10 protein-coding genes are annotated in these 9,384 nt (G+C 61.1%); 8 read left to right on the top strand and 2 right to left on the bottom strand.

The genetic code is table 11. From position 1 onward, the window contains the following. Positions 1-184 precede the first annotated feature (184 nt). From ACW9HX_RS28475 to ACW9HX_RS28460, 4 genes are read left to right on the top strand one after another with little or no spacing between them, the layout of a single operon-like run. The gene (locus ACW9HX_RS28475) at positions 185-493 is read left to right on the top strand and encodes a BufA1 family periplasmic bufferin-type metallophore (protein WP_192563787.1); all 309 of its coding nucleotides are present in this window, start codon (positions 185-187) and stop codon (positions 491-493) included. 25 nt (positions 494-518) lie between these two features. Next, on the top strand, positions 519-1,406 hold the full coding sequence (gene bufB / locus ACW9HX_RS28470) for an MNIO family bufferin maturase (RefSeq protein ID WP_457383136.1): 888 nt from the start codon (positions 519-521) through the stop codon (positions 1,404-1,406). Beyond that, a complete protein-coding gene (locus tag ACW9HX_RS28465; RefSeq protein WP_457383135.1) occupies positions 1,403-2,161 on the top strand; it encodes an HvfC/BufC N-terminal domain-containing protein in 759 nt (252 codons plus the stop codon). The genes bufB and ACW9HX_RS28465 overlap by 4 nt, the downstream gene beginning before the upstream one ends. After that, the gene (locus tag ACW9HX_RS28460) at positions 2,158-2,631 is read left to right on the top strand and encodes a DoxX family protein (protein ID WP_457383134.1); all 474 of its coding nucleotides are present in this window, start codon (positions 2,158-2,160) and stop codon (positions 2,629-2,631) included. The genes ACW9HX_RS28465 and ACW9HX_RS28460 overlap by 4 nt, the downstream gene beginning before the upstream one ends. On the opposite strand, the gene ACW9HX_RS28455 is transcribed toward ACW9HX_RS28460, so the two are convergent. Then, entirely contained in the window at positions 2,622-3,536 is a 915-nt protein-coding gene (locus tag ACW9HX_RS28455) for a LysR family transcriptional regulator (RefSeq protein WP_457383133.1), read from the bottom strand. The two genes, ACW9HX_RS28460 and ACW9HX_RS28455, sit on opposite strands and share 10 nt — an antisense overlap. 103 nt (positions 3,537-3,639) lie before the next feature. Here ACW9HX_RS28455 and ACW9HX_RS28450 point away from each other — a divergent pair, with 103 nt between their 5' ends. The 3 genes from ACW9HX_RS28450 to ACW9HX_RS28440 all read left to right on the top strand — a co-directional run bounded on the left by ACW9HX_RS28450 (position 3,640) and on the right by ACW9HX_RS28440 (position 6,661). Next, the gene (locus tag ACW9HX_RS28450; protein ID WP_102621491.1) at positions 3,640-4,239 is read left to right on the top strand and encodes a short chain dehydrogenase; all 600 of its coding nucleotides are present in this window, start codon (positions 3,640-3,642) and stop codon (positions 4,237-4,239) included. Between the two features lie 59 nt (positions 4,240-4,298). Then, complete coding sequence (locus tag ACW9HX_RS28445; RefSeq protein ID WP_096819516.1) at positions 4,299-4,952, top strand: COG3650 family protein; 654 nt, start codon at positions 4,299-4,301, stop codon at positions 4,950-4,952. Between the two features lie 95 nt (positions 4,953-5,047). Next, positions 5,048-6,661, top strand: coding sequence for an NAD(P)/FAD-dependent oxidoreductase (locus ACW9HX_RS28440; protein ID WP_457383132.1), 1,614 nt, complete (start codon positions 5,048-5,050; stop codon positions 6,659-6,661). A gap of 117 nt (positions 6,662-6,778) precedes the next feature. On the opposite strand, the gene ACW9HX_RS28435 is transcribed toward ACW9HX_RS28440, so the two are convergent. Continuing rightward, on the bottom strand, positions 6,779-7,873 hold the full coding sequence (locus ACW9HX_RS28435; RefSeq protein WP_457383131.1) for a PLP-dependent cysteine synthase family protein: 1,095 nt from the start codon (positions 7,871-7,873) through the stop codon (positions 6,779-6,781). Between the two features lie 246 nt (positions 7,874-8,119). Here ACW9HX_RS28435 and nhaA point away from each other — a divergent pair, with 246 nt between their 5' ends. Beyond that, positions 8,120-9,307 (top strand): Na+/H+ antiporter NhaA, encoded by a 1,188-nt coding sequence (gene nhaA, locus ACW9HX_RS28430; protein ID WP_457383130.1) that lies wholly within the window; start codon positions 8,120-8,122, stop codon positions 9,305-9,307. Positions 9,308-9,384: the final 77 nt, after the last annotated feature.

The raw sequence follows: 9,384 nt of genomic DNA, 5'->3' as shown, positions 1-9,384 counted from the left end.
CGAACAAGTCGGGGCGTTTGTTGGGCTGGCCTTCAGTGCGTTTTCACACAGTCTGTTCGGGCCGTTTTTTTTGCTTTGAAAATTATTTTGCCGATCGCTGTAACGCATCGCCTGGTCGTTTCTCTAGTGGGGTAAGCAAGCGCACATCGCTTGTTCCAACCCAAGTTGAAACCGGAGAAACATCATGACTGCTACCACCCGCACCCTGTCCGCTACCGCCCTGGTTCTGGCCCTTGGTTCCGCCCTGAGCATGGCCGCCGTTTCGACCGTCCAGGCGGCCGACAACACCAACATGGAAAAATGCTTCGGCGTGGCCATGAAAGGTCATAACGATTGCGCCGCCGGCGCAGGCACTACCTGCGCAGGCACAGCGAAAATGGATTACCAGGCCAACTCCTGGAAGTTCGTTCCGAAAGGCACCTGCACCACCACCGAAAGCAAAACCTCGCCGACCGGTTTCGGTCAGATGGAAGCGTTCAAGGCCAAGTCCTGATACGGAGGCTGCCCGAGTGTCGATCATGATCACTTCCTGCGACCATGCCTCCACCGGCACTCGGGCAGCCCTCCCCGGGCTCCCGCCCCGTGCCGGGCTGGGGCTCAAGACCGGGCACTTTCGTGAAGTGCTCGGTTCTTTACCGGACGTCGGTTTCTTCGAAGTCCACGCCGAAAACTACATGGTGGCCGGCGGCCCGTTCCATCACTTTCTGGGTTTGATCCGCGAGGCGTATCCGCTGTCACTGCATGGCGTCGGCCTGTCCATCGGTGCCGAAGGCCCGCTGGATGTTCAGCACCTCAAACGTCTGAGCGCGTTGATCGAGCGCTATCAACCCCAATCCTTTTCCGAACACCTGGCCTGGTCGAGCCACGGCCCGGTGTTTCTCAATGATCTATTGCCCCTGGCTTACGACACGCCGACGCTGAATCGCGTCTGCGATCACATCGACCAGGTGCAGAACACCCTCAGGCGCCCGATGTTGCTGGAAAACCCGGCGACGTATCTGGCATTCCAGCGCTCGACGATCGACGAAGCGGAGTTCATCCGTGAAGTCATCCGACGCAGCGGCTGTGGCCTGTTGCTGGACGTGAACAATGTCTACGTCTCATGCATCAACCATCAGCGCGATCCTATGGCCTACCTCGACGCACTACCATTGCACGCCGTCGGCGAGATTCATCTGGCGGGTTTTGCCGAAGATTCCGACAGCCTCGGTGATCGCTTGCTGATCGACGATCACGGCGCACCGATCGATCAGGCCGTCTGGTCGTTGTACCGGCAGGCACTGGAGCGAGTCGGCCCGGTTGCGACGTTGATCGAGCGGGACAATCAGGTCCCGGCCTTCAACGTGCTGTTGGCCGAAGCACAACAAGCCGATGCGCTTCTGCTTTGCGCAGGAGGTCGGCCATGAGCACTCAAGCTACTTTCAGCGCAGCACTCCTCGACATTAGCCAGCCCTGCCCCGACGGATTGTGCAGCGCCAACGGGGCCGATCCGGCCAGTCGGTTCGCGGTGTACCGCAACAACGTGCAAGGCTCGTTGAGCAACGCACTGGCCGACAGTTATCCCGTGGTAATGCAATTGGTGGGAGAGGAATTCTTCCGTGCCATGGCCGGAGTTTTCATTCCAAACCATCCACCACACAGTCCGTTGATGAGCGACTACGGCAGTGATCTGGCGGACTTCATCAGCGATTTCGAACCGGCGTCGAGCGTGCCTTACCTGGCCGATGTCGCGCGGCTGGAACGCTTGCGCACGCTGGCCTATCACGCTGCCGATGCACCGCCGCTGAGCCAGGAACAGATTGCCGCTGCCTTCGCCGATCAAGAGGCTCTGAGCAGTCTGCGAATCGGTCTGCACCCATCGCTGCATGTGTTCGATTCAGCCTTTGCCGTGGTGGATATCTGGGCGGCGCACCAGGGCGACGCAACGCTGGCCGGGGTCGATCTGAATCGCGCGCAACACGCGCTGATCCTGCGCAACGGGCTGGAGGTCGAGGTGTTCGCCGTGGATCGCGGCGCCAGCCAGTTCATTCGCCAGCTCAAGGCCGGTCTGTCACTTACCCAGGCTCTGGAAAACGCAGAAGCCTTCGATCTCAGCCAGACCCTGGCCCTGTTGATCAGCCGTCACGCCATTACTCATTTACATCACAAGGTTTCGCCATGAACAGCCTCGTTGTCCGTGCCATTGCACTGCTGGAAAAAATCCCCCACAGCCTGATCGCCTTCATCGCGCGTTTTTCCATTGCGGCGGTGTTCTGGAAATCCGGGCAGACCAAGGTCGAGGGTCTGGCCATCGACCTGATCGACGGCACCTTTCAGATCGGCTGGCCGCATCTGGCCGACTCGACAATTCCGCTGTTCCAGAGCGAATACCACGTGCCGCTGGTGGCACCGGAAATCGCCGCTCATATGGCAGCGTTCGCCGAACACTTTTTCCCGATCCTGATCCTCATCGGCTTCGCCACGCGGTTCTCGGCGCTGGCATTGCTGGGCATGACGCTGGTCATCGAGCTGTTCGTGTACCCCGACGCCTACCCGACTCACGGGACCTGGGCCGCCGTTCTGCTGTACCTGATGACCACCGGGCCGGGCAAACTGTCGATCGATCATCTGATCGCCCGGCGTTACCGCTGAAGCCGGTCCAGCGCCTCGCCGCTGCGCTTGAACCAGCCGATCAGGTAGTCCGCCAGCACTTGGGTACGTTTCGGCAGCCCGCCCTGATACGGATGCACCAGGTACATCGGCATGCGCCGAGTCTGAAAATCACGAAGGAGCCAGCGCAATCGGCCGTCAGCCAATTCCGCCTGCAACAGATAGGACGGCAAGCGCGCGATACCGGCGCCCGCCAGTGCGGCTTTCTTCAACAGGTTGTAGTGATTGCTGGCGAACGGCCCCGAAACCCGCACCCGTAACAATTCGTGCTGCTGGTGATACAGCCACTCTTCGCGACCGCTGTAATGACTGTTGAGCAAACAACGGTGTTCGACCAGTGCCTGCGGCGTCTGTGGTTCGCCAAAACGCTCCAGATACACCGGACTGGCACAGGTCATTTCCTGCCAGGCCAGTAAGGGCTTGGCTACCAGTCGCTCGTCGTTGGCGACTTCGGTGCGGATCGCCAGATCAAAGCCATCGCGGGAGAGATCGCGATAACTGTTGTTCAGCTCCAGCTCGATCTGTACCTCTGGATATTTTTGCGAAAACTCCAGCAGCAACCCGTCGAAGAACGTTTCCCCCAGCGACACCGGCACCGTCATACGCACCGGACCTGCCATGTCGTCCTTCAATCGCGCCAATGCCTGACGCGCCCTTTCGACCTGGACTACAAGCGCCTGGGCCTGCGGCAACAGCGCCGCACCGGCCGCCGTCAGGCTCAGCCGACGTGTCGTGCGTTGCAGCAATACCACGGAAAACCGGTTTTCCAGCTGACTGATGCGCTTTGACAACTGCCCCTTGCTGCACCCCAATTGCTGCGCCGCCAGGGTAAAGCTGCCCGCTTCGATCAACACCGCAAACGCCGCCAGATCATCCATCTCGCTCATGGATTGTTTCCATTTGAAAACCAAAGGTTGCCCATTAGCGCGCTTATCAGCGGAAAAAACCACTTTAGACTGAAACCTCGTTCAATCACTTGAGGCAAGCACGATGAAAATTCTGTTGATCGGCGCAGGCGGCACTATCGGTTCGGCCGTGGACAAAGAACTGTCGCAGCGTCACGAAGTCATTCGCATCGGTCGCAGCAGCGGCGATTTCCAGGTGGATATCAGCGACAGCGCATCGATCCGCAAGCTGTTCGAAAAGACCGGCAAGTTCGACGCTCTGGTGTGCGCCGCCGGCAATGTGACCTTCGCCCCGCTGGGTGAAATGAACGAGGACAGCTTCGCCCTCGGCCTCAAGGATAAATTGATGGGCCAGGTCAATCTGCTGCTGATCGGCCGCGAGTTCGCCAACGATGGCGCCTCGTTCACCTTCACCACCGGCGTACTGAGCCACGACCCGATTCGCAGCGGTGCTTCGGCTGCACTGGTCAACGGCGCGCTCGACAGCTTCGTCCGCGCCGCTGCAATCGAGCTGCCACGCGGTCTGCGCGTGAATTCGATCAGCCCGACCGTGCTGGTCGAAGCCATGGGCAGCTACGCCCCGTACTTCCGCGGCTACAAGCCGGTTCCGGCGGCGGATGTGGCATTGGCCTACGCCAAAAGTGTCGAAGGCTTGCAGACAGGTCAGACGTTTCACGTGGGCTAAACCCTTGTGATGAACGGTCAGCCTGCGTAACGTGGCGGCACTTGTCTGGAGAGCCGAAGATGCGTGTTGCCCGTTCCTTGATCGTTGTTGCCCTGCTCCCTCTGTTTGCTGCGTGCCAGTTGTTCGATGGCGCACGGGAAAGCGCCTCCCACGTCGGCCAGACGCGGATGCAGGGGCAACTGACCGCCGCCGACGGCAAACTGGTGTTCCAGGCCTGCGGCGAGCAACGCCAATACGTGGTCAACGACATCGGCGGCACCAGCGTCCTGCAAGAGGCCGCCACACTGGCCGATCAACAGGGCAAGCTGTTCGCCGATGTTCGCGGGAAGATCGCCGGTGACCGTCTCGACCTGACCCAGTTGTACCGCGTCGAACGCTCCGGAACTGCTTGCGATGATCCGAACTTCAAGCAACTGATCCTGCGCGCTGCCGGCCATGGCCCGGAGTGGAACGTAAAAGTCAGCGGCAAAGGCATGGTCATCGACCGCGAAGGCCAGCCACCGCTCGCCGTGCCTTACGTCGAAGAACAATTGGGCGACGGCCGTTTCAACCTCAGCAGCGAGGCCAACAACCAGCGCCTCGAGCTATGGGTGGCGCCGCAGCGCTGCGTCGACAGCAACACCGGCAGCGTGCAGCACATGAGTGCCGAACTGCGGATCGACGGCAAGGTGCAGCGTGGTTGCGGGTATTTCGGCGGATCGCGCAACGACTGATCGTTTTACCCTCACGGGATCCGGCCGTTGCGGCTTATAATCGCCGCCTTCAAACGCCCTGGCGCAGTTGTGCGCCCCGCGAACCGGATCCTGTCATGTTACGAATCACTGAACTCAAGCTGCCGATCGACCATCCCGATGAAGACCTGCGTGCCGCCATCGTGCAACGCCTGGGCATCGCCAGCGATGACCTGATCGACTTCACCTTGTTCAAGCGCAGCTACGATGCGCGCAAAAAGTCCTCCGAACTGTGCTTCATCTACACCATCGACCTCGAAGTGCGTGACGAGGCCAAAGTGTTGGGCAGGTTCGCCGATGACCGCAACGTCAACGTGGCGCCGGATGTCAGCTACAAATTCGTCGGCCAGGCGCCGAGCGACCTGAGCCAGCGCCCGATCGTGGTCGGTTTCGGCCCGTGCGGGATCTTCGCCGGCCTGCTGCTGGCACAGATGGGCTTCAAGCCGATCATCCTCGAACGCGGCACCGAAGTGCGCCAGCGCACCAAGGACACCTGGGGCCTGTGGCGTAAAAGCGTGCTCAACCCCGAGTCCAACGTGCAGTTCGGCGAAGGCGGCGCGGGCACGTTCTCCGACGGCAAGCTGTACAGCCAGATCAAGGACCCGAAGTTCCTCGGCCGCAAGGTGCTGCACGAGTTCGTGAAAGCCGGCGCCCCGGAAGAAATTCTCTACGTCAGCAAGCCGCACATCGGTACGTTCCGTCTGACCGGTATGGTCGAGACCATGCGTGAAGAGATCCGCGCCCTGGGCGGTGAAGTGCGCTTCCAGGAGCGCGTCACCGACGTGCTGATCGAAGACGGTCAACTGGTCGGCGTCGAGCTGGCCAGCGGCGAAACCCTGCATTCGAAACACGTGGTCCTGGCCCTCGGCCACAGTGCCCGCGATACGTTCCGCATGCTCCACAGCCGTGGCGTGTTCATGGAAGCCAAGCCGTTCTCGGTGGGTTTCCGTATCGAGCACCCGCAATCGCTGATCGACCGCGCCCGACTGGGCAAGTACGCCGGTCACCCCAAGTTGGGAGCCGCCGACTACAAACTGGTGCACCACGCCAAGAACGGCCGTTCGGTCTACAGCTTCTGCATGTGCCCGGGCGGCACCGTGGTCGCAGCGACTTCCGAGCCGAACCGCGTGGTCACCAACGGCATGAGCCAGTACTCGCGTAACGAGCGCAACGCCAACTCCGGCATCGTCGTCGGCATCACCCCCGAAGTCGATTATCCGGGCGGCCCGCTGGCCGGCATCGAGTTGCAGGAGCGTCTGGAGTCCCACGCGTTCATCCTCGGCGGCAGCGATTACAAAGCTCCGGCGCAATTGGTCGGTGACTTCATCAACGACATTCCTTCAACCGAACTGGGCGAAGTCGAGCCGTCTTACAAACCGGGTGTAGCGCTGGGCGATCTGGCCCTGGCCTTGCCCGATTTCGCCATCGAAGCGATCCGCGAAGCACTGCCGGCGTTCGAGAAGCAGATTCGCGGTTATTCGCTGCACGATGCGGTGCTGACCGGGATCGAGACGCGCACCTCGTCGCCGCTGCGCATTACGCGTAACGAGTCGCTGCAGAGCATGAACGTCAAAGGTCTGTTCCCGGCCGGTGAAGGCGCGGGTTATGCGGGCGGGATTCTGTCGGCGGGTGTTGACGGGATCCGGATTGCCGAAGCGGTGGCGCGTGACATCCTGGGCCTCGAGGCCTGACACCGGAAAATTGTGGGAGCGGGCTTGCTCGCGAATGCGGACTGACATTCAACAATTATGTTGACTGATCCAACTCATTCGCGAGCAAGCCCGCTCCCACATTAGGTTCCGGGTGTATCAGATATTGGCGCGCAGAACCGAGGCCGGCAGCGCCTCACCCTTCTCGGCACTCGCCGCAACAGCGGCCATCAATCCATCCAGCTCATAGCCCTGCGCCTTCAGCCACGCCTGATCGTAATAGGTGTCCGCATAGCGCTCGCCGCCATCGCACAGAATCGCCACGATCGACCCCGACTCCCCCGCCGCTTTCATCTGCTGCGCCGCCATCAGCGCGCCGATCAGGTTGGTGCCGCTGGATCCGCCCACATGCCGGCCCAGACGCTGCGCCAGGTAATGCATGGCCGCCAGCGACAAGGCATCCGGCACCTTGACCATCGCATCGATCACCTTGGGCAGGAACGACGCTTCCACCCGTGGCCGGCCGATCCCCTCGATCCGCGAACCGTGGTCCAGACGCAGGCTGGCGTCGCCGGTCTGGTAGTAATCAAAGAACACCGAACGCTCGGCATCGGCGCACAGCACGCGGGTGCAGTGCTGGCGATAGCGCACGTAACGACCGAGGGTCGCGGTGGTGCCGCCGGTGCCGGGGCTGGAAATCAGCCAGGCCGGGCAAGGGTGCTGCTCGTAGCGCATCTGCTGGAAGATCGACTCGGCGATGTTGTTGTTCGCCCGCCAGTCGGTGGCGCGTTCGGCGTAGGTGAACTGGTCGATGAAATGACCGTCGTGTTCGCGGGCCAGACGTTCGGATTCGGCGTAGATCTGGGTCGGATCGTCCACCAGGTGACTCTTGCCGCCATAGAACGCGATCTGGGCGATCTTCTCCTTGGACGTGGTCGCCGGCATCACCGCAATGAACGGCAGACCCAGCATCCGCGCGAAATACGCTTCAGAAATCGCCGTCGAACCGCTGGACGCTTCGATCACAGGAGCGCCGGGCTTGAGCCAGCCATTACACAAGGCGTAGAGAAACAGCGAGCGGGCCAGACGGTGCTTGAGGCTGCCGGTGGGATGGCTGGACTCGTCCTTGAAATACAACTCGATGCCCGGAAAACCCGGCAGCGGCAAGGGGATCAGGTGGGTGTCGGCGCTACGCTGAAAGTCAGCTTCAATGATCCGGATGGCTTCGCGGGCCCACTGTCGGTTGTCGCTCATGGCTGTTGTTCTCGTTGAATCGGGCAGAAGTGCCTTCACAGGCTCAGCCCCCAAGCTTAGGAAAAAACCTACAGCACCGACAGATACAGCTGAGCTTCAATCCCTTGGGCAACTGCTAGGCTTTGCTGCACGTTAGCCTGACCTTCTGTAACGACATATAACAAAAAAGAATATAACTTTTGTTTTAACAACTAACGGTACGGGTTAGGGTGTCCCACCTTTTGACTTTATCGATGGAGAGCGACCTTGCCTCTGCGTAGCACTTTCACGCGTTTCTTTCAGTTGGAAGCTGCCAGCGGTCTGTTACTGATCGCCGCAGCCATCCTGGCTTTAATCATCAACAATTCGCCGCTGTCGTGGTTGTACAACGGCCTGCTCGACACCCCCGTGGTGGCGCAGATCGGCGCGTTGAAAATCGCCAAACCCCTGCTGCTGTGGATCAACGACGGCCTGATGGCGCTGTTCTTCCTGCTGATCGGCCTGGAAGTGAAGCGCGAAGTGCTCGACGGCCAGCTGTCGAAACCGTCGCAGATCGTCCTGCCCGGCGCGGCCGCCATCGGCGGCATGCTGGTGCCGGCGCTGATCTACTGGTTCCTCAACCGCGACAACCCGGCAGCGCTCGACGGCTGGGCCATCCCGACCGCCACCGACATCGCCTTCGCCCTCGGCGTGCTGGCCTTGCTCGGCAAGCGAGTTCCGGTGTCGTTGAAGCTGTTCCTGATGACTTTGGCGATCATCGATGACCTTGGCGCCATCGTGATCATTGCGATCTTCTACTCCGGCGAACTCTCGACCCTGTCGCTGGGCCTCGCGGCGGCGTGCATCGCGGCGCTGGTGGCGATGAACCGACTCGGGGTGGTCAAGCTTGGGCCGTACATGATCATCGGCCTGATCCTGTGGGTCTGCGTGCTCAAGAGCGGTGTCCATGCGACGCTGGCAGGCGTGACCTTGGCATTCTGCATCCCACTGCGTACGAAAAACGCCGAGCCTTCGCCGCTGCTGACCCTGGAACATGCCCTGCACCCATGGGTGGCCTACGGCATCCTGCCGCTGTTCGCCTTCGCCAACGCGGGTCTGTCGCTGACCGGCGTGACCGCCGAAAGCTTCACCCATCATGTACCGATGGGCATCGCCGTCGGCCTGCTGCTGGGCAAGACCGTCGGCGTGTTCGGCCTGACCTGGCTCGCCGTAAAAATCGGCATCGCCGCCCTGCCTCAGGGCGCCAATTGGGGCCAGGTGCTGGGCGTGGCGATCCTTTGCGGAATCGGCTTCACCATGAGCCTGTTTGTCGGCTCCCTCGCCTTCGTGCCGGGTGCCAGTGAATACGCCGGGATGGACCGGATGGGCATTCTCACCGGTTCGGTGTTTGCTGCATTGATCGGTTATGCAGTGACCTTGGCCGCGAGTAGAAAGAGCACCGCGCTGCCTTCCTGATGCCGTAGCGAACAATCCCCACGTCTTTAGAGACGCGTCCTACAGCCACGATTTTCCTGCTTCGTTAACGTCGTGCA

Source organism: Pseudomonas sp. SDO52101_S400 (assembly GCF_054071635.1).
The sequence above is the reverse complement of the archived record's forward strand: the minus strand, read 5'-3'. Positions and strand labels throughout refer to the sequence as shown.